The sequence below is a fragment of the Acinetobacter sp. YH12151 genome (assembly GCF_013418355.1).
In the GTDB taxonomy this organism is placed as follows: Bacteria; Pseudomonadota; Gammaproteobacteria; order Pseudomonadales; family Moraxellaceae; genus Acinetobacter; species Acinetobacter pseudolwoffii.
Map to the genome: position 1 here is coordinate 1 of NZ_VPCG01000039.1, position 22,613 is coordinate 22,613.

Consider the following 22,613-nt stretch of genomic DNA (forward strand, 5'->3'; position numbering starts at 1 on the left):
GATAGGTTGGATGTGGAAGTGCAGTGATGCATGAAGCTGACCAATACTAATTGCTCGTGAGGCTTGACTATACAACACCCAAACAGTTGTTGTATAAAGCTCGATTGATTCGATATTAAGCAAAATAGCTTGATTCAGAAGACCGTTAGTAAGACAATGTTCAACTCAGATATACCTGTTAATGTATTCTATTTGGTACGAAGTAAGGCAAACACTACAAAAAAGTAGTTAAATAAGACCCGAACAAGTCCATAACAGTTGTGCTGGCGACAATAGCAAGAGTGAACCACCTGATCCCTTCCCGAACTCAGAAGTGAAACCTCTTAGCGCTGATGGTAGTGTGGGGTTACCCATGTGAGAGTAAGTCATCGCCAGCTCATTATTCGAAACACCCCCTGCATCAGCAGGGGGTGTTTTTTTATGCGCGGAAAAAAGAAAAGTAGGGAAATGAGTAAAATTGAGCAGGATATCGCTTAAAAACCCGGCGCTCATCAAAATAATAGGCATATACTAGCGGAGTCTATGGAGCTGATATGCCCTTAAATTCATCTTCAAGCCATATTGAATATGGTTCTCCTGCGTTTAAAGCAGTACTTTTTTCCTTATTTCTTGCCGGCTTTGCCATTTTCTCATCTTTGTATTGCCTACAGCCGATGATGCCCATTTTGGCAGATTATTTTCAGGTCAGTCCGACTCAAAGTAGTTTTCCCTTATCACTTTCTACTCTTGCCTTAGCCATTGGTTTGCTATTTACCGGACTGATTTCAGACCGTTTCGGACGTAAACCGGTGATGGTCTGCTCCCTGGCATTGATTGCAATTTTGTTAATGCTCAGTTCGATACTATCTCTTTGGTCGGTATTCTTATTGATTCGGATCTTGATTGGTCTCTGTGTCAGTGGTGTGGCGGCAGTCGCCATGACTTATATCGGGGAAGAAATTGCCGAAAAAGATATCGGTTTCGCCATGGGCTTATATATTTCTGGCACGGCAATTGGCGGTATGGGAGGGCGTTTGATTGCCGGAGTTCTAGTTGATTTTATCTCTTGGCAATCTGCTACTCTGATAATTGGTATTTTAAATATCTGTATTGCAGGATTATTTTATTATCTATTGCCGGCATCGCAACATTTTAAAGCTTATCCGATCAAGTTTAATCGATTCAAAAACTCATTCAGGCATAATCTGGCCGATCCGAAACTTCGGATTTTATTTCTGCAAGGTTTTATCCTGATGGGCTGTTTTGTCTCGATATTTAACTATCTCAGCTATCGTTTGCTTCAGGCACCTTTTGAATTATCACAGGCCTGGATTGGTTTAATCTCGGTGACATATTTGGCTGGTATTTATAGCTCCCCCCGAGCGGCACATTGGGGTCGGCATTATGGTAAATTCAAGACATTGGTCGTCATGATGCTGATGATGCTCCTTGGATTAACACTCATGCTGCTCAACCAGCTGGCTCTGGTCTTTATCGGATTACTAATCTTCACTTTTTCATTTTTTGCCGCGCACTCTACTGCAAGTAGCTGGGTGTCGATCCAGTCGCTACAATATCGGGCAGTCGGTTCTTCGCTATATTTATTCTGTTATTACCTCGGTTCCAGTGTGTTGGGCAGTTCGAGTGGACTGGTCTGGGAAAATTATGGTTGGAGTGGATTAACTGCATTTATTGCGCTACTGTTGTTGAGTGGTCTGGCATTCAGTTTCAAGCTCCGCTCAGATTAGAACATCGTATTTAGATTTTTCTCTATAAAATAAACCCTGTGCATTTATCTTGCGGATCATTTTGCTTTCAATTCTGATGATGCCCAAGTTTTGATTCGCTTAGTTCCTGATTTTGTATAAATTATAATCAAGCAAGCTGGGTCTAATTCATGGTAAAATGATCGGCTTTCATCTTTGATCTTATTTTAGATCTCCTATCATCTGCCAGCCGAGAATTGCTAGCCATGTCTACTGCTTATACCATGCAGACTGCGCCAAAAGCGTTGTTTGATTACGACAAATATTGGGCGTCTTGTTTTGACCCTGCGCCTTTTTTGCCGATGTCACGCGAGGAAATGGATCAACTCGGCTGGGACAGCTGTGACTTTATTCTGGTCTGTGGCGATGCCTATATTGATCACCCGTCTTTCTGTTCAGGTATTATTGGCCGGGTATTAGAAGCCCAAGGCTTTCGTGTCGGTATTATTGCACAGCCAGACTGGACCAACGTGGATGCGTTCCGCGTTCTGGGTAAACCGAATATTGCTTGGGGGGTAACGGCAGGGAACATGGATTCCATGATCAACCGTTATACCGCCGACCGTAAAATCCGCTCGGATGATGCCTATTCCCCAGATAATCAGCCAAATAAACGTCCAGACCGTGCAGCAACTGTATATTGTCAGCGTGTCCGTGAAGCATATCCAGATGTGCCTGTATTATTAGGTGGAATTGAAGCTTCTCTGCGTCGTATTGCACATTATGATTACTGGTCAGATAAAGTCCGTCGTTCAGTGTTGATGGACTCAAAAGCCGATCTTTTGATGTACGGCAATGGCGAACGCTCAATTACCGAAATTATGCATCGTCTGGCGCGTGGCGAAAAAATTCACGAGATTACCGATGTTCGCGGTACTGCGTTCATTGTCAATAAACATAACCGTGCATCGAAAGCAAAGTTTGTCGAAATTGCCTCGAATGATGTTGATGCGATTGGCCGTGTCGATCCAATCATTAACCCTTATGTGATGACTGAAGATCTGGAAGGTTGTGAAATTGAAAAAGACAAAGATAGTCTGACTCAATATCAAGGTTTCCAGAAAGAGCCTGTCGCCAATCCGATTGTGCGGGCCGGCGATGAGCTAGATCCTGATACGCAAATCGTGCAATTACAACCCGCTTCAAAAGCAATTAAACATAAATTACCACCGCGTGAACTGGCCGTAATTCGCTTGCCTGCATTTGAAGAAGTGGCTGCAGATCCGGTGCTTTATGCCCATGCCAACCGAATTTTGCATTTAGAAACCAATCCGGGCAATGCCCGTGCCATGGTACAAAAGCATGGTGAACGTGATGTCTGGCTAAATGCGCCACCAATTCCGTTGACCACGGAAGAAATGGACTATGTGTTTGACCTGCCTTATGCACGTTTGCCACATCCTGCTTATGGTGAAGCGCGTTTTCCAGCGTTTGACATGATCAAGTTCTCTGTGAACATCATGCGTGGCTGTTTTGGTGGCTGTACCTTCTGTTCGATTACAGAACATGAGGGTCGTATTATCCAGAACCGTTCTGAAGAGTCAATTCTGCGTGAAGTGGAAAAAATCCGTGATACGGCGCCGGGCTTTACCGGGATTATTTCAGACCTAGGTGGCCCGACAGCCAACATGTACCGTCTGGCCTGTAAAGATCCAGAGATTGAAAAGAACTGCCGTAAACCGTCGTGTGTCTTCCCGGGCGTTTGTCAGAACCTGCATACCGATCATGCACCATTGACCCAGTTATACCGTAAAGCACGTTCATTACCGGGTATTAAGAAGATCTTGATTGGTTCTGGTTTACGTTATGACTTAGCGGTTTTAAACCCTGAATATGTCAAAGAATTGGTAACCCATCACGTCGGTGGTTATTTAAAAATTGCACCGGAACATACCGAAAAAGGCCCACTCAATAAAATGATGAAGCCGGGAATCGGAACCTATGATCGTTTCAAACAGATGTTTGAACGTTATAGTAAGGAAGCCGGCAAGGAACAGTATCTGATTCCTTATTTCATCGCAGCGCATCCGGGGACTACCGATTACGACATGATGAATCTTGCGATTTGGTTGAAGAAGAACGGTTTCCGTGCTGACCAAGTACAGACCTTTTATCCATCACCGATGGCAACGGCTACCACCATGTATTACACCGGTAAAAACCCGCTTGCCAAAGTGGCACGTTATACTGAGCAAGTAGATATTGTCAAAGGTGATAAACGTCGTCGTCTGCACAAAGCTTTCTTGCGTTACCATGATTCAAACAACTGGCCGTTGTTGCGTGAAGCTCTGAGAGAAATGGGTCGTCAGGATTTGATTGGTAACTCCAAACAGCATTTGATTCCGACTTATCAGCCTGCTGGCAGTGCAGAAGGTCAATACCAGTCTGCGCGCAAGAAAAACTCGACAGTGGCGGGTGATTCGCAGAAACGTACCGGTGAGCAGGGAAATCGTGGCAAGGCTGCACAAGCTCAGTCCCGTCCTTCAAATACCAAGAAGCGTCCTGAGCGTGGTCAAATCCTGACCCAGCACACAGGCCTACCGCCGCGTGAAACAGGGGATGCCAAAAAACCATTTGGTGGATCAAAGCCGAAAGCAAAGCCTAAATCACGTGCATAATTGAGTTAATAGAAAAGACACTTCGGTGTCTTTTTTTAGCACTTAGGTAAAGTAACGTAGCTTGAAACGAGGACTGAAAAATGTAAAAGGATGTATTATTTACATTAAGTCTGGCTTAAAAGTGATATAAAAATAACACTTTATCGGAATTGTTCTACAGTTGGGCAGATTTGTATTGCGATCAATTCTAGGGATGTTTTAGAGTGCATTATCAGTACTTTAAATCCACTTTCATTGGCATTCAAAAAGATGTCATTTTAGGTAACACAAAATCGAGTTTTGATACCGGTTGTATGGGTATTTAAGCAGATTGGTTGTTAGCTCTATTTAAAATAAAGCGTGGGTTTATACTGCACAACAATAAAACAAAAATGATTATAAGAATGCAAGGATTTAGGCATGACCACCTATATTATGATTGGGAGTTTCCTGCTCTTCTGTGTCGTGCTCATGGCATGGAAAACGCTCGGAAATAATTCCAAACCACAAGACAGCGCGTTGAAGCAGCGTGCTATTTTTAACCTGAATGAGCAATTGACCTTCACGCGCTTGAAGGAAGTATTACCTGAATATATTGTTTTGGCCCATGTGTCCTATGACGCCTTAATGACCACCAAATTTAACCGGACGCGACATAAATATCGCAACCTGACTGCAGATTTTGTGATTATGGATCAACAGCATCAGATTATAGCCATTGTGGCTGTGGATGATCCTTTAATCTTGAAGCGTCCACAGCAGACTGGTTTTCAGGATGCCTTGTTGAGTATGGCCGGTTATCGGGTGATTCGCTACGATGATGTGCCGGAATATTACCAGTTGCGGCAAGATTTTCTGCAGGAGCAAGCGCAAATGAAGAAAATGCCCAAATATACGGTCAGCAATGATCTGAAAAAGTATTATTTATATTCAGATTTAGAGCGCAGTAAAATCAAAGCAGTAGGTTAAAATAAAAAAGCATGCCATGAGCATGCTTTTTTATGCATATCGATTTTGCCACATTATTCTGGTTTGACGGCCACGACTGTCATTTCAACCAAAACCCGTGGATCATAAAGTTTTGCCTCGACACAGGTACGAGGTAATGCTTCGATATCAGCCACCCATGCATCCCAGATTTCATTAAATGCCGCATAATCTTTTTCAATGTCTTTTAAATAGATGGTCACCGACATGATGTGACTTTTGTCTGTACCGGCATCTGCCAGAAACTGGTCGATAATATCTAAAGTTTGTTGGGTTTGACCTTTGATATCCAGCTCAACATCTGTGGCCAGTTGCCCGGCAAGATGTACCAGATTGCCCGTAATGGCAATTTCCGAAAAGCGTTTCGAGATATGTAAGCGTTCCACTGTCATATTATTCATCCTGAGTTTTGGGCATCAGGGCTGCGACCAATGCAGTCAGCAGACAACCCACCGCCAGATAGATGGCTACATAATGCCATGAACCATCCGCCCAAATCACCAGTGCTGCTGCAATAAATGGGGTAAAACCACCACCAATGATACTCGCCACCTGATAGCCAACTCCGGCACCGCTGTAGCGGTATTCTGTGCCAAACAGTGAGGTGAAAATCGGTTGATGGACACTAACGACCATATCGTGTGCGACGTTCGCCAGTAAAATTGCGCCAACAATAATCATCCAGGTGTTTTGTGCATCGAGCGCCATAAAGAATGGGAAGGCTGAGAGTGCACCAATCAAACCGCCCCAGACGCACATTTTCTGATGATTAAATTTATCTGCCAGCCAGGCAAAAAATGGAATACTGAAACAGCTGATTGCCCCGACCATCAGGGTGATATTCAGGAAGAACTGTTTGTCCATGCCCAGATTGCTAGTCGAATAGTTCAGGGCAAAGTTGGTAACCAGATACATGGTCAGCAACTCTGTCAAGCGTAAGGCAATAATATAAAAGAAAGCTTTTGGATGTTTGCTAATCGCCTGCAAGATCGGCAGCTTTTCTGGTTGATGGTCTGCTTTCACCACCTTTTCTACAAATTCTTGTGATTCATCCTGATCACGGCGAATCCACATGGCAATGCCGATCAACACGATACTGGCTAAAAAGGGAATACGCCATGCCCACTCGGCAAAGGCTTCTTCACCCAGTGTCGCAAGAATAAGTGATACTGCACCGGTCGCCAGAACCAGACCAACGCCGTAGCCGACCTGAACCCCACTGCTGTAAAAGGCTTTTTTTCCTTTTGGCGCATTTTCTACGGCCATGAGGGCTGCACCGCCCCATTCACCACCCACGGCAAAGCCTTGCAAGGCTCGACAAAACACCAGCAGTACCGGTGCCCACCAGCCAATCGCTTCAAAATTTGGCAGCAGGCCAATCCCGACCGTGGAAATTCCCATCAGGATTACAGTGAGTACCAGCATTTTTTTGCGGCCGAGCTTGTCACCAAAGTGACCAAATACCACACCGCCTAAAGGACGAAACAGGAAGCCGACCCCAAAGGTGGCTAGTGCCGCCAGGGTGCCCATGTTCTCGCCAATACTGGGGAAAAACTGATCTTTAAAAATTAAGGCTGCAACAATGCCGTAAAGGAGAAAATCATACCAATCGACAACAGCACCAACAAACTAGATAGCGCAGCTTTACGTGCGCGTTGTTCTTGAATAACAGAAGAATTTACAGAAGACATGCAGGAGGGGATTCCATGAGTTACATCAGAGTTGCCCTGTAATATTCGGATTTGATCGTCACGCTAATCACAGGACAGCATGCTGAAAGTAAAGGTGATTTTCAGCATCTCAGCACATACATGGATAATGCATTGCGCAGATAGAGTACTCTAAAAAATCAAAATGTAAAAACAAAGTTGCCGTATTTTTAAACTGATGATTAAAACATGAACAAAAAAGGTTTAGAGTAGCAATAACTGGGTTTCAGTTTCGGGGATGCTGAGCTGATACACGCCGACGCCGATCAGTCGGAATTGCATTTGCGGGGCAATATGCAAATCGTCGAGCAGTAAGTCTAAGGCTTGGGCTAATTCCTGTGGACTACGCAGCACCTGTTTAAAACTTTTACTGTGTTGCATCACCTGAAAATTCTTGAGTTTTAATTTGACCGTAACGCCGCGAGCCGAAAGCTGTTTCTTTTGTAGGCTTTGCCATACTTGTCCAAGTAAAGGTTCCCAATAGGGGCGACATTGGTTTAGATGCAGGTCATCATCAAAAGTGGTTTCTTTGGAAATTTGTTGGCGTTCCCGTTCCACTTCGACCGGCCGTTCATCAATACCTTGAGCATATAAAAACAGCCGCCGGCCATATTTGCCAAAATGCTGAATCAGTAAGGCTTCATCAATTTGCTGTAAATCGCCTAAGGTGTTCAGGTTCAGGCTTTTCAGTTTTTCCTGGGTGACTTTACCGACACCGGGAATTTTTTTTAGCGGCAAATTCTGAATAAACTGTTGTACCTGTGAAGGTTTAATTACACAGATCCCATTCGGTTTGTGCCAGTCCGAAGCAATTTTAGCGAGAAACTTGTTGGGCGCTACACCAGCAGAAGCGGTTAATCCGGTGGCTTGAAAAATATCCTCACGAATTCGCATAGCGACTTCGGTAGCACTTGGAATCTGTTGTAAATTTTCTGTGACATCCAGAAAGGCTTCATCTAGCGATAAAGGCTCAATCAGGGCGGTATATTGCTGGAAAATTTGATGGATCTGTGCAGAAACTTGACGGTATTTGGCAAAGTCCGGCTCAATTACGATGACCTGCGGACAGAGCTTGCGCGCCTGTCCCATCGACATGGCGGAACGTAGACCATATTCGCGTGCCGGATAGGAGGCAGCCGCAACCACCGCCCGGGGATGATGCGAGGCAATCACCACAGGCAGGTGTCTGAGTTCTGGACGTTCACGCAGCTCGACCGAGGCATAAAATGCATCCATATCGATATGAATAATTTTGCGCATAGCCGCTATCTTAAGGGGCTTTAATCGGATTGGGAAGCGACGGCTGAGTTGAGTAAATAGGGTTGCGGTCCGCTGAGCAGAACGACTTTTGTTCCTTGTGCCTCGGCGGCCTGAATCAGAAGATTCAAACTTTTTGGAGTGTCATCGGCAAGACGGGGTAAAAATTGTAGCGGCTGGCTTAAAGGCTGGAAAAAATCATCCCAATGTATCGGGATGACCACTTTGGGTTTGAGCGTTTGCAGGGTTTCAGCCAGATAGTGCCGCTGATAGTCATTGGATTGTCTGGAGAGCTGGGCAATACCCAAAAATAACGTATCGACCTGCAGGTTTTTAAATTGATCCGGGATAAATCCGGTACTGGCCTTGACCAGAATCTTGTGTCCTGAATGCTCAATCAGGTAATCAAAACTGCCGCCTTCCTTAAATTCGGAAAATTTGGCCGGCAGGGCTAAAGGTTGGAATAACTCTTCGCCTAGGTCATCATTTACCGCTGTGGCTGGCGTATGTTGTGAAGGAATTGCGGTTACTTGAAATTTGTTGACGTGCTGTATTTGCCTAGGCGTGACGGAGTGTAACTGCTGCGGACTTACTTTGGGATTTGCCCGGGCGATATTCAGGCTAGTGGGTGAACCGATGACAGCGGTTTCAGGAAGCATTTCCAGTAAAGCCGGTAGATCCAGAACATGATCATAATGCGAGTGACTGACCAGAATGGCTTTGGCCCGGTGCAGTTCATGCTCTTGAATTAGCTGCCTTAATAGCACGCTATCACTCTGAATTGGACCGCTAAGCACTTGCGACAACGACGGCCGGCTAAAGAAACCATCTATCAGGATCTGATCCTGACCATCATCCAGCAACAGGGTGGAAACACCGAAAAATTTAACGTTTAGTCCAGAACGAGAGGAACTGCTTTGCGGCTGCCAGTTCTGAAAGTCACTGAGCTTGCCTGAAGGTTGCAGTAGATAAGCCAGCGCACCCGCTATGAGCAGCAGAACAATCACCAGACTGAGTAAAATACCTTTAATCCATTTCAAGATTTTTATTTCCTTATTTTTCTACTTTTATAAAGCGCTTGTTTTCAAGCGATCGATTTTATTTGGCCTGATGAGTAGATGATGGTACTGCAATTGCATTCATTTTCAGAAAATCCAGCCACTGCTGTTCTGAGCCATAGAACACATTCAGATCCACAGTTGTACTAATGCCGGGAATTTTACCCTGATTGCTATGTTGCCAGAAGGTCCATTTGGGCTGGTTGTTTAAATCGGGCAGACCCTTATACTCGCGTACCCAGAGTGGCACTTCGGGAAAATATCCTGCCAGTACAATATTATAAAATGCTTTAGAAATATAGAAAATTGGCTGTTTGCCATAATGCTTTTGCAGGGCATCGTGCATGATCTGGATTTCGTTTAGAAGCTGCTCTTTGGAATAGGTATTGATGCAATTGCTGTCATATTCCAGATCAATCACCGGCGGTAAAGCATTGGCTTGCTTGGGGACGGAGTCGATAAAGTTCTGTGCCTGAATGCTGCCATCGCGACAAAGCCGATAGAAATGATAGGCACCGACCAGAAAGCCGCGTTCCCGCGCCTTGAGCCAGTTCTCTTGAAAACGCGTATCTTTAAAGTCACCACCTTCTGTGGCTTTCAGATAGACAAAACGGTATTTTTCCGGCGAAATCTGCTGCCATTGAATTTCTTGTTGATGGTGTGATACATCGAAACCCTGGATCGGATAATCTGCTGCATGCGCAGAAGGGGCTTTAATCAGGCAAAGATAAATCATGGCGATAATCATCACGGCGATCAGAATGCCAAGCCCGATGAAAAGCGGCTGTTTGAATCTGTTCAGAGCCAGATTTTTTTGCATTTTCAGTTCTTACCTGTATCTAAACCTGAGCTTAAAGGCTGCATTCGCCTGGCGTTAATATATCGTATTAAACAGGGGTGTTTTTAGGAATATGCCAGAAAATATAAGCCGCAATAATATTGATACCGCCCAAACAGATCAGTGACACATGAAAAGCAGCCACCAGATTGTCAGCGCCGTAATAGGCACTCAGCATGTTGACCAGGGTGCCTGCCAGCGCCACCCCAATACTCATTGACAGCATCATGATCATCGACAGGAAACTGTTGCCGCTACTGGCATCCTGCTGGCTTAAGTCCTTTAAAGTCAGGGTATTCATCGATACAAATTGTAGGGAATTTAAAATGCCGAAGATAAAGAAATGAATTGCACGCAGCCAGATCGGGGTGTCCGCCGTGGTCAGGGCAAAACTGGCAATACACAGACCCACCAATAAGGTATTGACCAGCAAAACCCGACGATAACCAAAACGCTGAATGATTTTTCGGATAATCGGTTTAGACGCCAGAGAGCCGAGTACGGTTGGAATCATCAATAGACCGGTAATAAAGGGCTCAAAACCAAAGGCGACTTGCAGCATAAGGGGGAGTAAAAATGGAATCGAGTTACCGCCAAGACGGGCAAAAAAATTCCCCAGAATGCCAATCGCATAAATTTTATTTTTAAAGAGCCGACTGCGGAACAGGGCATTGCTATGCGTATGCGAATGATAGGCATACATCAAGGCCGCCAAGATTCCGGCCAGAATCAGGCTTAGACTCCACCACAGCGAATTTTGTGGACTGGCAAAATTTTCAATTCCCAGACAGAGTCCCACCATGGCCACAACCAGCAAGACAAAGCCCCAATAATCAAAGCGAGCGACCAGCGGTTCAATGACATTCGGCATGGCCTTAAAAGTAATCAGCGCGCCCAGTAAGCCAATCGGCAGATTGATCAGGAAAATCCATTGCCAGGACAGATATTCCACCATCCAGCCCCCAAGAGTTGGACCAATCAGGGGGCCAATCAGGCCGGCCAGACTCATTAGGCTCATGGCAGCCAGAAACTGGGTACGGGGAATGATCTTGAGCATGGCCAAACGGCCGACGGGGAGCAGTAAGGCGCCACCCATTCCTTGCAAGATCCGATAAGCCAGTAATTCATTCAGACTATCTGACCAGGCACAGCCCAAAGAGGCCAAAGAGAAAATAATAATTGCAGCAAAATAGATATTTCTGACGCCGAAACGGTCTGCCAGCCAGCCACTCAAGGGAATACAGGCTGCCACAGACAAGACATAAGCCACCACAACACTGTGCATGCGTAAAGGATCGGCCTGTAAGTTATGTGCAATCGCGGGCAGAGCTGTATTAATAATGGTGGTATCCAGCCCCTGCATAAAAAATCCGATCGATACCAACAAGACCAGCAGTCTGAATTCGGGATCTAAGGCTTGATGCGTAGGCGTGGCATTCATAATTCTGGAAAACTGAAAATTTTGAATAGTTTAAAGGAAGATTAAGGCACAGGTGTAGTGAATACGTGTGAACTTTTTTGCAAGATATAAATCAGTTATAAGTGTAAAACTCATAACAAAGTGAGTATTTATCAGATCGGAGCTCCATAGCTGTAAAGAGCGATAAAAATAAAATTAAAGCAGTACTTTTTTGTTTATAAACAGCTTTCTCTGTCAATTTCATCTTCATCAAATGAAAATATGACAAAATTGTCATGAAAATGAAATAAAACCGTCATAATCTTGGGCCAACTTTTCAGCAATGCTGAAATCTCCTCGCGTATAGGTTTGTTTTTATGACAATCGAGATTTTGATGGTGATCGGCTTCTGTTTAGCCGCCTATTCTATTGTCGGAAATGATGTGCCTCAAACCTTAGGGACATTTATTTCCTCGAATGCACATCGTCCCTGGTGGGTGTTGTGGATTTATATCAGCTCAATTCTAATTGTCGTACTGACCTATGGCTGGTATGTCTCTGGAGTCGGTGATGCCTCATATGGTCGTCTAGAAACCATTCCTTTCCCTGAAGGAGGGATTACCTGGCTGTATATTGTGCCGCCTATTCTCCTGTTAATACTGACCAGATACGGGATTCCGGTCAGTACGACCTTCCTGGTACTGACGATCTTCTCTCCTGCCAGCCTGGGCTCGATGATGGTCAAATCAATGATGGGCTACGCCGTGGCCTTTATCGTGGCGATTGTCATCTATCGTTTTGTGGTCAAGCAGCTGGCACGCCATTTTGCCAAGACACGTCATCAGGAGCACTCCAAGGTCTGGATGGGCTTACAGTGGGTCTCTACCGGTTTTCTGTGGAGCCAATGGCTGATTCAGGATCTGGCCAACATCTTCGTGTATGTACCACGTCAGGTGCCGTTTGAATTCCTGATGTTTGCGATTATGGTATTCGTGGTCTTGCTGGGCGTGATTCTGTATCAACGTGGCGGGGCGATCCAGAACATTGTCGACACCAAAACTGGTGTCACCGATATTCGTGCTGCCACGATTATCGACTTCCTGTATGCCATTATCCTGTTGATCTTCAAAGAGTGGAGCAATATTCCAATGAGTACTACTTGGGTGTTCCTGGGCTTACTCGCAGGTCGTGAATTTGCCATGTCGATGATTCTGGATGAAGTCAACAAACATCGGACTTCACGTAATGTCAGTGCAGATGCGATGAAACTGATGTTCGGTCTGGCCATGTCTGTGATTCTGGCGACCACATTGCCGATGTTCTATGATTTTGTGACGAATTATGGTCAATAACTAGCAGCCATAATCCATAAAAAAAGCGAGCCCAGTGCTCGCTTTTTTACTTTGAATGCTTTAAACCACAAATCTTTGTGGATGGCCCAAATTGGTTAATGAGCTATAAATTTCATTTTCATCTTCGCAAACAATTAGTTTGGCGCGATGCTGGGGAGGCAAAAACCCGTCTTCAACGGCACGGTCCAATTGGGCAATCAAGGCATCATAAAAACCGTTGACGTTATATAGCATCATGGGTTTCTGGTGCTGGTTCAGCTGGCCCCAGGTGGCAATTTCCAGAATTTCCTCAAAGGTACCAAGACCGCCCGGCAAGGCTACAAAGGCACAGGCCCGATCCGCCATCATGGCTTTGCGTTGATGCATGCTGGTCACCACATGTAATTCGGTCAGCTGGTTATGAGCAATTTCATAGTCCAGCATAAACTCGGGAATCACCCCAACGGCTTCACCACCATGCTGGATCATGGCATCTGCGACCTGTCCCATCAGGCCAATACTGGCGCCACCATAGACCAGCCCGAAACCATGTTCTGCCAGTCCTTGCGAGAGTTGAATCGCCTTTTCTAAATAAATCGGTTTGTTGCCGGCACGTGAACCACAATAGAGAGCCACTAAAGGGCGTGTTGTTTTTGGGGAGTTGTCTTTAAAATAATCTGTCATTTGAATTACGCTTTGCATTTCTTTTCTTCACCTTATCATTTTTCTTTCTTGTGACTACAGCTTAATTAATAAATATGACAATTCTGTGAGCAGGTACCATTTCACCATAAACAGGCAAGCGAAATTCATCGACAAACAGCCATGAAAACAGGTGAATTTAGATTTGATCTTGATATACTGAAAATTGGTTTCACAACAATAGAACGAAAATGGGTAGTGGTCGTTGGCCGTGTAACGCTATAAATCGCCATCAAATAATTGATATTATTCAATATCAAAAATATTATGCTGTTTCATTTCAGCCTCAGTTCATTCAGTACAGCAGTCCTGAGTTTCAGGAGCCAAGCGTATGATCTTTGAATGGATGTCTGACCCCTCAGCCTGGGTCGGTTTACTCACATTAATTGTTCTTGAGATTGTACTCGGGATCGACAATCTGGTTTTTATTGCCATTCTGGCGGAAAAACTCCCACCAGAACAACGTAATACTGCACGGGTTGTGGGCTTAATGCTGGCCCTGGTGATGCGTTTGATCTTGCTGGCTTCGATTGCCTGGGTCGTAACGCTCACCGATCCACTGTTCCAGATCTTTGATCATGCTTTCTCGGGCCGGGATCTGATTCTATTGTTTGGTGGGGTATTCCTGCTGTTCAAAGGCACCATGGAACTGCATGAGCGTCTGGAAGCCAAACCTGTCATTAAAGAAGAAAATCCGGTACATGCGGTATTCTGGATGGTCATTGTCCAGATTGTAGTCCTGGATGCGGTATTCTCGCTCGACAGCGTGATTACTGCGGTGGGCATGGTCAAAGACCTGTCTGTGATGATGATTGCCGTGATTATTGCCATCGGGATTATGCTGTGGGCATCCAAAGCCTTGATGGATTTCGTCAATAAGCATCCGACCGTGGTGATTCTGTGTCTTGGCTTCCTGATGATGATCGGTTTCTCGCTGGTGGTAGAAGGCTTTGGTTTCCATATTCCAAAAGGTTACTTATACGCAGCGATTGGCTTCTCTGTCATTGTCGAGTTTATTAACCAGACCATGAAACGCAATCAGGAAAAAATGGTGACCACCACGGATATGCGTTACCGAACTGCTTCTGCAGTGATGCGGATGCTCGGTGGTAAACCTGCTCAGGACAATGATTCTTCGGAGCCGGAAGATGTTCTGGCAACCCGTGCCTTTGCCGATGAAGTGTTTAATGATGACAATGGCATCTATCACAGTGTCATGGTGCAGGGAGTTTTGGGTCTGTCTGAACGTCCGGTAAAATCGGTGATGACGCCGCGTCCCGAACTGGAATGGATCGATCTGGACAATGATGCCGACAGCATCAAAGCACAATTGTTGCAGATGAGCCATTCGCGTTTGATCATCGCTCGCGGCGAACTGGACAATATTGCCGGTGTGGTGCTGACCCATAAAGTCCTGAATGAATATATTGAAACTGGGGTGCTGGACTTTGAAAAGCATTTACGTGAGCCAGTCATCGTACATGAAAATGCTCAGGTACTGATGGTGATGGATCAATTGCGTCAAGCGCCCTTACAGATGGCAATTGTGCTGAATGAATATGGTTCAATTGAAGGGATTGCCACACCGATTGATATCCTTGAAGCGATTGCCGGTGAATTTCCAGATGAAGATGAGCTGCAAGTGGCAGCAGAAAGTCTGGATGATGGCAGCCTGATTCTGGACGGTTCCACCGATATTCGTCACGTTTCCTTGCTGCTGGATCGTGATCTGGTCAATGAAACTGAAGAATATTCGACCCTGTCTGGCTATGTGTTATTCCATATGGCACGTTTACCGCACAGCGGTGAAAAGTTTGAAGCAGACGGGCATATCTTTGAGGTGGTGACCATGGACGGTCATAAGATTGATAAAGTGCATATCATTCCGCAGCTTCCTGCGCAGGACTAAACTATAGTCAGCGTTGGGTTGGTAAAGTTTGCTAAAATAGCCCGCATTGTCGGGCTATTTTTATGGAACTGAAATGTCAGAAGCATGTCCATGCGGACAAGGTGAATATCATAGCTGTTGTCAGCCCTTACATACTGGACAACAAGTCGCAGAGACTGCGCAGCAACTGATGCGTTCCCGTTATAGTGCCTTCGCCAAGCATGAAATCGATTACATCAAAACCACCACCGCGCTGGGTCAGCAACAGGCACTGGACCTGCAAGCGATTAGTGATTGGAGCAAGGCCAATCAGTGGTTAAAACTTGAAATTGTTCAAACCAATGAAAAACTAGATAAAAATCATGCCTTAGTCGAGTTTAAGGCGCATTTTCATGATGGCAAGCAGGCACACGTGCATCATGAAGCTTCGCATTTTGTAAAATTTGAAGGCCACTGGTATTTTCTGGACCCGACCACGGAGCAGAAACTCAGCATGAAACAGGTTTGCATTTGTGGCTCGGGGAAAAAATTTAAGCAATGTTGTGCGGGATTTTTATAACTTTCACATAGATTTAGCTTAGAATAAGCGCCATCTCAAAGCCTCAGGTGGAAGCAGGGCGATGTTACTGACCGTCATCTATATTATTGCAATTACCGCTGAAGCGATGACCGGGGCACTGTCCGCTGGCCGACGCAGCATGGACTGGTTTGGTGTCATGATCATTGCCTGTGTTACGGCACTGGGTGGTGGGTCGGTCCGTGATGTTCTGCTGGGACATTATCCTTTAACCTGGGTCAAACACCCCGAATATCTGGTGCTGACCTGTTGCGCTGCTTTCGTCACCATCCTGATTGCAAAATGGATGCGCCAGTTACGTAATGTCTTCCTGGTACTGGATGCCTTGGGTCTGATTGGTTTTACCATTATTGGCTGCCAGATTGCTCTGGAAATGGGACATGGTTTTGTGGTGAGTGCCGTTGCAGGTGTCTTGACCGGTGTATCCGGCGGGATCTTGCGTGACATCCTATGTAATGATGTACCTTTGGTTTTCCGTCGTGAACTGTATGCCAGTATTGCTTTTGTTTCAGTGATCTTTTACTGGCTCTGTAGCCATTACGGCTTGTCGCAGGACCTGACCATTCTTTCCACCCTGATTTTCGGCTTTAGCTTGCGTTTGATCGCCATCTATTTTGGACTGGAAATGCCAAAATTCATTTATAAAGAAGATGATGAACATTCGGCATCTTCCAAAGACGAATCCTGATTTGTAATCGTCATGAATGCGGCTATAAAAAATAGCCGCATTCAGCTTAATTCATAGTATAAAAAATACAAAGCAGCCTACCTGTTGAGAAAGCAGCATCTCCCGTTCCACCTGATCAGAGATTTTTGTTATGGATTTAGTTTCTCGCATACAACGCTTACCGATTGGTCGGTTTCATTACACCTTGCTGGTGGTGATTGGACTCGGTTGGATGTTTGATGCCATGGATACCGGATTGATTTCGTTTATTCTGGCAAAAATGGCTGAAGACTGGCAGATGACTGCGGATCAAAAAAGCTGGGTAGTGTCGATTGGTTTTGTTGGTATGGCAATCGGTGCAATCTGTTCAGGTGGTCTGGCAGACCGTTTCGGCCGTAAAACCGTATTCGCTGTGACACTGGTGATTTATAGCTTGGCTACAGCAGCCTGCGCTTTTGCACCGAATTTGACCTGGTTGTTGGTGTTTCGTTTTATCGTCGGTTTAGGTCTGGGTGGACAGTTACCCGTGGCAGTGACGCTGGTCAGTGAATATATTCCTGCGCATGTACGTGGCCGTTTTATCGTGTTGCTGGAAAGCTTCTGGGGACTGGGCTGGTTGGTTGCGGCTCTGGTATCGCGCTTTGTCATTCCGGATTTTGGCTGGCAAACCGCTTTCCTGATCGGTGGTCTGCCTGCGCTATATGCGATTGTGATCTGGAAAATGGTGCCGGAATCTATTCCATTTCTGATTAACCGTGGCCGTGTAGAAGAAGCTTCGGCACTGGTGAAAAAGATCGAGCGTCAATGCGGCGTTGAAGTTTATGAAATCTTTGAAGTGAAGCCGGTCGCAGAGAAACAGCATATTTCATTTACCCAGTTGTGGTCGGGTATCTTTGCGCGTCGTACCCTCATGCTGTGGCTGATCTGGTTCGGTATTATATTTTCTTATTATGGCATCTTTACCTGGTTGCCAAGTTTGCTGGTCAAAGAAGGCTATAGCATCGTCCAGTCCTTTGAATACGTGCTGATTATGATTTTAGCGCAGTTGCCCGGTTATCTGGTGGCAGCATGGCTGGTCGAAAAACTCGGTCGTAAACCGACCTTGGCAGGTTTCATCGGCATGTGTGCCATCTCGGCATATTTCTTTGGCCAGTCGGGCAGTGTCACCGAAATTGTGATCTGGGGCTGTCTGATGTCCTTCTTTAATCTGGGTGCTTGGGGCGTGCTTTATACTTATACACCAGAACAATATCCAACCAATATCCGTGCTTTTGGTTCAGGCTGGGCTGGCGCAGTAGGCCGAATTGGGGGCATCGCAGCACCTTTTGCTGTCACCCATCTGATGGGCATGCCAAATGGTTTCAGTTATGTCTTCACCATGTTTACTGCGGTTCTGGTTGCCGTTGCAATCGTGATTCTGGTTTTGGGTGAAGAAACCAAAGGCAAGACCCTTGAGTCGATGGGCTTATAAACTTGATGAATTTTTAGTTGCTTAGGGTCTATAAAGTGGATATTTTTAGGCCATAAGACACAAATTGTCGCGCTGAGGTATTTGATGCTCTTGTGTCATCCCCAGCCGCGACATAGCATAAGAAACATTGATACAAAAACGAATTATTTAGGACTATAGGTTGTTATGACAAGCCTTGCGCATCATGCGACAGAAAACCGCTCCGTAGCAGAATTTACCGAACAAGCTTATCTGAATTACGCCATGTACGTGATTATGGATCGGGCATTACCGCACATCAGTGATGGCCTGAAACCGGTACAGCGCCGTATTGTCTATGCCATGAGTGAGCTGGGCCTGAAATGGACCAGCAAACCAAAGAAATCTGCACGTACCGTCGGTGACGTACTGGGTAAATATCATCCGCATGGTGACTTGGCCTGTTATGAAGCCATGGTGCTGATGGCACAGCCGTTTAGCTATCGTTATCCGTTTATTGAGGGACAGGGCAACTGGGGCTCCCCCGATGATCCGAAGTCTTTTGCCGCAATGCGTTATACCGAAGCCAAACTGTCTCAGTACAGTGAACTGTTACTGTCTGAACTGGGTCAGGGTACCTGTGACTGGCAGGACAACTTTGACGGTTCGATGAAAGAGCCGGTGAACTTGCCGGCACGTGTACCGAATATTCTCTTAAATGGTACAACGGGAATCGCCGTCGGTATGGCCACCGACATTCCGCCGCATAACCTGCGTGAAGTGATTAAAGGCACCATTGCCCTGATTCGTAACCCGAATCTGACCGATGAAAAAATCTCAGAATATATTCCTGCGCCGGACTTGCCGACCAAAGCAGAAATTATTACCCCACCTGCTGAACTGTTAAAAATTCAGGTCACAGGTCGTGGTAGTTATCGTATGCGCGCGGTCTATACCGTCGATAAAAATGAAATTGTGATTACCGAACTGCCATATCAGGTCTCAGGCTCCAAAATCATCACCCAGATTGCCGACCAGATGCAGGCCAAGAAACTGCCTTTGGTCAGCGATGTACGGGATGAATCGGATCATGCCAATCCAACCCGTTTAGTGATTGTATTGCGTTCTAACCGGATTGATGCCGAAGCGGTGATGAGTCATTTATTTGCCACCACTGATCTGGAATCGAGCTACCGTGTCAACATGAATATGATTGGTGCCGATGGCCGTCCACAGGTGAAATCGATTCGTCGCATTTTACTGGAATGGATCGAGATCCGTAAAACCACGGTGACCCGTCGTCTGCAATATCATCTGAACAAAATCGAAAAACGCCTGCATATTCTGGGGGGGCTGATCATTGCCTACTTGAGTATCGATGAAGTGATTCAGATTATTCGTGAACAAGATCAGCCCAAGCCCGTGTTAATGGAACGCTTTGGCATTGATGAGATTCAGGCCGAAGCCATTCTGGAGCTGAAACTGCGTCATCTGGCCAAGCTTGAAGAAATGGAAATGCGCCGTGAGCAGGAAGAACTGGAAGCGAAGGCTGCGGTGATTCGTGAACAGCTGGCCAATCCGGAATCTTTAAAAGCACTGATCATCAATGAACTGAAAGATGATGCCAAGAAATTCGGTGATGATCGCCGTTCGCCACTAGTGCAACGTGCCGAAGCTGCTGCGATTAATGAAAATGAAATGTTACCAGCCGATCCTGTGACTGTGATTTTGTCAGAAGCCGGCTGGATTCGCTGTGCCAAAGGCCATGATGTTGACGCTGAAAATCTGAATTTCCGTGCCGGTGATCAATATCTCAGTCATGCACAGGGCAAATCCAATCAGCGTGTCTATGTATTGGATGAATCGGGACGTAGTTATGCCTTGCCAATCAATAACCTGCCGTCGGCGCGTGGTCTGGGTGAACCTTTAAGTTCAAAATTATCACCTGCCAGCGGCATCGGTTTTAAACAGGTCTTTGTTGCAGAGGATGAGACGGAAGTCCTGGCGCTGAGTGACAAGGGTTATGGTTTTAAAACGCAGGCCAAACAGCTGGATACCAATGCCAAAGCAGGGAAGGCCTTCCTGAACTTATCCGATGGGGCGCAAGTCATGAGCCTGCAGCCACTTGAAGATGCCACGCATGTTGCACTGCTCAGTTCAGCAGGACGCCTGTTGATTGTCGATTTAGCAGAATTGCCTGTATTGAACAAAGGTAAAGGAAATAAATTGATACAACTTGAAGGTGGTGATCAAATTTTGTCCATGACAATATTGAAGCTTGATGAAATAATTCAAGTGCTTGCAGGACAACAGCAGTTAAAATTAAAAGGGGATGATTTGCAGAAATATATCGGCAAGCGCGGTGCAAAAGGACAGCTTTTACCACGCGGATATCAAAAAGCAAATAAACTGTTGATTCAAAGATAAGACTAGCATCCATCCTGTAAAATACGTTATATATGAACAACGATTCAACAAGATGGATGCAATATTGCACATATACAAGTCTAAAAATGGCGTGTGATATTGAAAAAAACAGTTGAAAACACTAAGGATTATGATTGGAGAGATGGGCATTATGGAAAAAATTTGGTTGGCTGAATACCAAAAGACAGGGATTCCGGAAACAGTAGAATTACCGGCAGAGCATACTTCTCTAGTCGATGTTTTTGAACGTAATTTCCAAAAATTTGGTTCGCGTGATGCCTTTATCTTTATGGATAAGGCCATGACTTTCAATGAATTGGAAGAGGCGAGCCGTAAGTTTGCAACGTATTTACAAAGCTTGGGGTTGGCAAAAGGTTCACGTGTTGCAGTGATGATGCCAAACGTGCTTCAGTATCCGGTCGTGGCACTTGGGGTGTTCCGCGCAGGTTTGGTGCTGGTCAACGTCAATCCACTTTATATTTCGCGTGAACTTGAGCATCAACTTAATGACTCAGGTTCTGAAGTCCTGGTGATTATTGAGAACTTTGCCTCTGTTTACCAGGCGATTCTGGGTAAAACCCCGGTAAAACATGTGGTTATTGCTTCTGTAGGCGATATGCTGGGTGCTTTGAAAGGAACTCTGGTGAACTTTGTCTTGCGTTCTGTGCGTAAGCAGATTCCAGCTTGGGACATTCCAGGCCACGTGAAATTCAATACGGCATTAAATAAAATTAGCCCGAGCAATTACAAACGGCCTGAGTTGAGCCTGAGCGATACCGCGGTTCTACAATATACTGGTGGTACTACCGGCGTATCGAAAGGGGCTGAACTGACACATCGTAACCTGGTTGCGAACATGTTGCAGTGTGACGGGATCTTCCAGAGTAAGTTTGGTGCACAAGATGGCCAGCCAGATGACCGTATTTTCTGTGCCTTGCCGCTTTATCATATCTTTGCATTCATGGTGTGCGCACTTTATGGCATGTATAAAGGTCAGGCCAACGTCCTGATTCCGAATCCGCGTGATCTTCCTGCGGTGATGAAGGAACTACGTAAATACCAGCCGACTTTCTTCCCGGCAGTGAATACACTATTCAATGCGCTGGTGAACAATGAAGAGTTCAAACAGCTTGATCATAGCAAATTGAAAATGGCGATGGGCGGCGGTATGGCGGTACTTCCTTCTACAGCAGCAGCGTGGAAAAAGCTCACTGGAACCAATATTGTTGAAGGTTATGGCTTGTCTGAAACCTCTCCGGTTGCAACGGCAAACCCGCCTGCTTCTGAAGAATTCAGTGGCACCATCGGTATTCCATTGCCATTAACTGAAGTGGCGATTCTGGATGATGACGGCAATGAAGTTGCACTGGGTGAGCAAGGTGAAATTTCAATCCGTGGTCCTCAGGTCATGAAAGGCTACTGGAACCGCCCAGACGAAACTGAAAAAGTCATGGTTAATGGCTTCTTCCGTACTGGTGATATCGGTGTCATGGATTCACGTGGTTATGTGAAAATCGTAGACCGTAAAAAAGACATGATTTTAGTGTCTGGTTTTAACGTGTATCCATCTGAGATTGAAGAAGTTGTTGCAACCCATCCAAAAGTACTGGAAGTGGCTGCGATTGGTGTGCCAGATGAAAAATCTGGTGAAGTACCGAAACTGTTTGTTGTGAAAAAAGATCCGTCTTTGACAACAGAAGAAGTCTTGGCCTTCGCTAAAGAAAATCTGACCGGTTATAAACGTCCACGCTATGTGGAGTTTATGGACGAATTACCGAAATCGAACGTGGGTAAAATCCTGCGTAAAGATTTACGTAAAACAGCTTAAACTCGATATTAAAAAAAGCGCCTGATGGCGCTTTTTTTATTTGCAGGTTTGTCCCGTCCTGAAATAAGTTTACACCTTAAGAGACTTATTTTATGGAACATGCACGAGAACAACGAGTTAAGCGCACACAACGTGATTATAGCTTCGCCTTTAAAATGATGGTGGTACATGAAG

16 protein-coding genes, 1 rRNA gene and 1 pseudogene are annotated in these 22,613 nt (G+C 45.5%); 11 read left to right on the plus strand and 7 right to left on the minus strand.

Annotation, left to right across the window (positions count from 1 at the left end; genetic code table 11):
* Window positions 1–262: 262 nt before the first annotated feature.
* The 4 genes from rrf to FTU82_RS12630 all read left to right on the plus strand — a co-directional run bounded on the left by rrf (window position 263) and on the right by FTU82_RS12630 (window position 5,311).
* Window positions 263–377: ribosomal RNA gene (gene rrf / locus FTU82_RS12615) — 5S ribosomal RNA — on the plus strand.
* Between the two features lie 156 nt (window positions 378–533).
* Window positions 534–1,727 (plus strand): MFS transporter, encoded by a 1,194-nt coding sequence (locus FTU82_RS12620; protein ID WP_180000955.1) that lies wholly within the window; start codon window positions 534–536, stop codon window positions 1,725–1,727.
* Window positions 1,728–1,951: 224 nt separating this feature from the next.
* Complete coding sequence (locus FTU82_RS12625; RefSeq protein WP_005169087.1) at window positions 1,952–4,363, plus strand: YgiQ family radical SAM protein; 2,412 nt, start codon at window positions 1,952–1,954, stop codon at window positions 4,361–4,363.
* 399 nt (window positions 4,364–4,762) lie between these two features.
* Complete coding sequence (locus FTU82_RS12630) at window positions 4,763–5,311, plus strand: DUF2726 domain-containing protein (RefSeq protein ID WP_005169085.1); 549 nt, start codon at window positions 4,763–4,765, stop codon at window positions 5,309–5,311.
* A gap of 53 nt (window positions 5,312–5,364) precedes the next feature.
* On the opposite strand, the gene FTU82_RS12635 is transcribed toward FTU82_RS12630, so the two are convergent.
* The 6 genes and pseudogenes from FTU82_RS12635 to mdtD all read right to left on the minus strand — a co-directional run bounded on the left by FTU82_RS12635 (window position 5,365) and on the right by mdtD (window position 11,632).
* Window positions 5,365–5,721, minus strand: coding sequence for a RidA family protein (locus tag FTU82_RS12635; protein ID WP_100357798.1), 357 nt, complete (start codon window positions 5,719–5,721; stop codon window positions 5,365–5,367).
* Between the two features lies 1 nt (window position 5,722).
* Window positions 5,723–7,020: pseudogene (shiA, locus tag FTU82_RS12640) on the minus strand (shikimate transporter).
* Window positions 7,021–7,242: 222 nt separating this feature from the next.
* A complete protein-coding gene (gene dinB / locus FTU82_RS12645) occupies window positions 7,243–8,298 on the minus strand; it encodes a DNA polymerase IV (RefSeq protein WP_180101404.1) in 1,056 nt (351 codons plus the stop codon).
* A gap of 20 nt (window positions 8,299–8,318) precedes the next feature.
* Window positions 8,319–9,335 (minus strand): MBL fold metallo-hydrolase, encoded by a 1,017-nt coding sequence (locus FTU82_RS12650; protein WP_180000952.1) that lies wholly within the window; start codon window positions 9,333–9,335, stop codon window positions 8,319–8,321.
* Window positions 9,336–9,393: 58 nt separating this feature from the next.
* Window positions 9,394–10,173 carry a GH25 family lysozyme gene (locus FTU82_RS12655; RefSeq protein WP_159516357.1) on the minus strand — a complete coding sequence of 260 codons (780 nt, stop codon included), beginning with the start codon at window positions 10,171–10,173 and terminating at the stop codon, window positions 9,394–9,396.
* 67 nt (window positions 10,174–10,240) lie between these two features.
* Window positions 10,241–11,632 (minus strand): multidrug transporter subunit MdtD, encoded by a 1,392-nt coding sequence (gene mdtD / locus FTU82_RS12660; protein ID WP_180101406.1) that lies wholly within the window; start codon window positions 11,630–11,632, stop codon window positions 10,241–10,243.
* Between the two features lie 335 nt (window positions 11,633–11,967).
* Between mdtD and FTU82_RS12665 the strand changes: the two genes are divergently transcribed.
* The gene (locus FTU82_RS12665) at window positions 11,968–12,942 is read left to right on the plus strand and encodes a hypothetical protein (RefSeq protein WP_074383680.1); all 975 of its coding nucleotides are present in this window, start codon (window positions 11,968–11,970) and stop codon (window positions 12,940–12,942) included.
* A 60-nt stretch (window positions 12,943–13,002) separates the two neighbouring features.
* Here the strand turns inward: FTU82_RS12665 and FTU82_RS12670 are convergent, their stop codons facing one another.
* Complete coding sequence (locus tag FTU82_RS12670; protein WP_180101408.1) at window positions 13,003–13,623, minus strand: TIGR00730 family Rossman fold protein; 621 nt, start codon at window positions 13,621–13,623, stop codon at window positions 13,003–13,005.
* Between the two features lie 331 nt (window positions 13,624–13,954).
* Between FTU82_RS12670 and FTU82_RS12675 the strand changes: the two genes are divergently transcribed.
* The 6 genes from FTU82_RS12675 to FTU82_RS12700 all read left to right on the plus strand — a co-directional run bounded on the left by FTU82_RS12675 (window position 13,955) and on the right by FTU82_RS12700 (window position 22,439).
* Entirely contained in the window at window positions 13,955–15,532 is a 1,578-nt protein-coding gene (locus FTU82_RS12675; protein ID WP_159516354.1) for a TerC family protein, read from the plus strand.
* Between the two features lie 73 nt (window positions 15,533–15,605).
* Window positions 15,606–16,070: a YchJ family protein gene (locus tag FTU82_RS12680; RefSeq protein ID WP_180083279.1), complete on the plus strand. Its 465-nt coding sequence runs from the start codon at window positions 15,606–15,608 to the stop codon at window positions 16,068–16,070.
* 61 nt (window positions 16,071–16,131) lie between these two features.
* Window positions 16,132–16,776 carry a trimeric intracellular cation channel family protein gene (locus FTU82_RS12685; protein ID WP_005108433.1) on the plus strand — a complete coding sequence of 215 codons (645 nt, stop codon included), beginning with the start codon at window positions 16,132–16,134 and terminating at the stop codon, window positions 16,774–16,776.
* 130 nt (window positions 16,777–16,906) lie between these two features.
* Window positions 16,907–18,226 carry an MFS transporter gene (locus FTU82_RS12690; protein WP_005169062.1) on the plus strand — a complete coding sequence of 440 codons (1,320 nt, stop codon included), beginning with the start codon at window positions 16,907–16,909 and terminating at the stop codon, window positions 18,224–18,226.
* Window positions 18,227–18,391: 165 nt separating this feature from the next.
* Window positions 18,392–20,611: a DNA topoisomerase IV subunit A gene (parC, locus tag FTU82_RS12695; protein ID WP_180101410.1), complete on the plus strand. Its 2,220-nt coding sequence runs from the start codon at window positions 18,392–18,394 to the stop codon at window positions 20,609–20,611.
* Between the two features lie 151 nt (window positions 20,612–20,762).
* The gene (locus FTU82_RS12700) at window positions 20,763–22,439 is read left to right on the plus strand and encodes an AMP-binding protein (RefSeq protein WP_180101412.1); all 1,677 of its coding nucleotides are present in this window, start codon (window positions 20,763–20,765) and stop codon (window positions 22,437–22,439) included.
* Window positions 22,440–22,613 lie beyond the last annotated feature (174 nt).

Excerpts from the sequence above, each read along its gene's own strand:
- FTU82_RS12635 (WP_100357798.1), bottom strand. The coding sequence starts at position 5,721 with ATGACAGTGGAACGCTTACATATCTCGAAACGCTTTTCGGAAATTGCC.
- dinB (WP_180101404.1), bottom strand. The coding sequence starts at position 8,298 with ATGCGCAAAATTATTCATATCGATATGGATGCATTTTATGCCTCGGTC.
- FTU82_RS12675 (WP_159516354.1), top strand. The coding sequence starts at position 13,955 with ATGATCTTTGAATGGATGTCTGACCCCTCAGCCTGGGTCGGTTTACTC.
- FTU82_RS12665 (WP_074383680.1), top strand. The coding sequence starts at position 11,968 with ATGACAATCGAGATTTTGATGGTGATCGGCTTCTGTTTAGCCGCCTAT.
- FTU82_RS12655 (WP_159516357.1), bottom strand. The coding sequence starts at position 10,173 with ATGCAAAAAAATCTGGCTCTGAACAGATTCAAACAGCCGCTTTTCATC.
- FTU82_RS12625 (WP_005169087.1), top strand. The coding sequence starts at position 1,952 with ATGTCTACTGCTTATACCATGCAGACTGCGCCAAAAGCGTTGTTTGAT.
- FTU82_RS12700 (WP_180101412.1), top strand. The coding sequence starts at position 20,763 with ATGGAAAAAATTTGGTTGGCTGAATACCAAAAGACAGGGATTCCGGAA.
- FTU82_RS12670 (WP_180101408.1), bottom strand. The coding sequence starts at position 13,623 with ATGCAAAGCGTAATTCAAATGACAGATTATTTTAAAGACAACTCCCCA.
- mdtD (WP_180101406.1), bottom strand. The coding sequence starts at position 11,632 with ATGAATGCCACGCCTACGCATCAAGCCTTAGATCCCGAATTCAGACTG.
- FTU82_RS12690 (WP_005169062.1), top strand. The coding sequence starts at position 16,907 with ATGGATTTAGTTTCTCGCATACAACGCTTACCGATTGGTCGGTTTCAT.
- FTU82_RS12630 (WP_005169085.1), top strand. The coding sequence starts at position 4,763 with ATGACCACCTATATTATGATTGGGAGTTTCCTGCTCTTCTGTGTCGTG.
- FTU82_RS12620 (WP_180000955.1), top strand. The coding sequence starts at position 534 with ATGCCCTTAAATTCATCTTCAAGCCATATTGAATATGGTTCTCCTGCG.
- parC (WP_180101410.1), top strand. The coding sequence starts at position 18,392 with ATGACAAGCCTTGCGCATCATGCGACAGAAAACCGCTCCGTAGCAGAA.
- FTU82_RS12680 (WP_180083279.1), top strand. The coding sequence starts at position 15,606 with ATGTCAGAAGCATGTCCATGCGGACAAGGTGAATATCATAGCTGTTGT.
- FTU82_RS12685 (WP_005108433.1), top strand. The coding sequence starts at position 16,132 with ATGTTACTGACCGTCATCTATATTATTGCAATTACCGCTGAAGCGATG.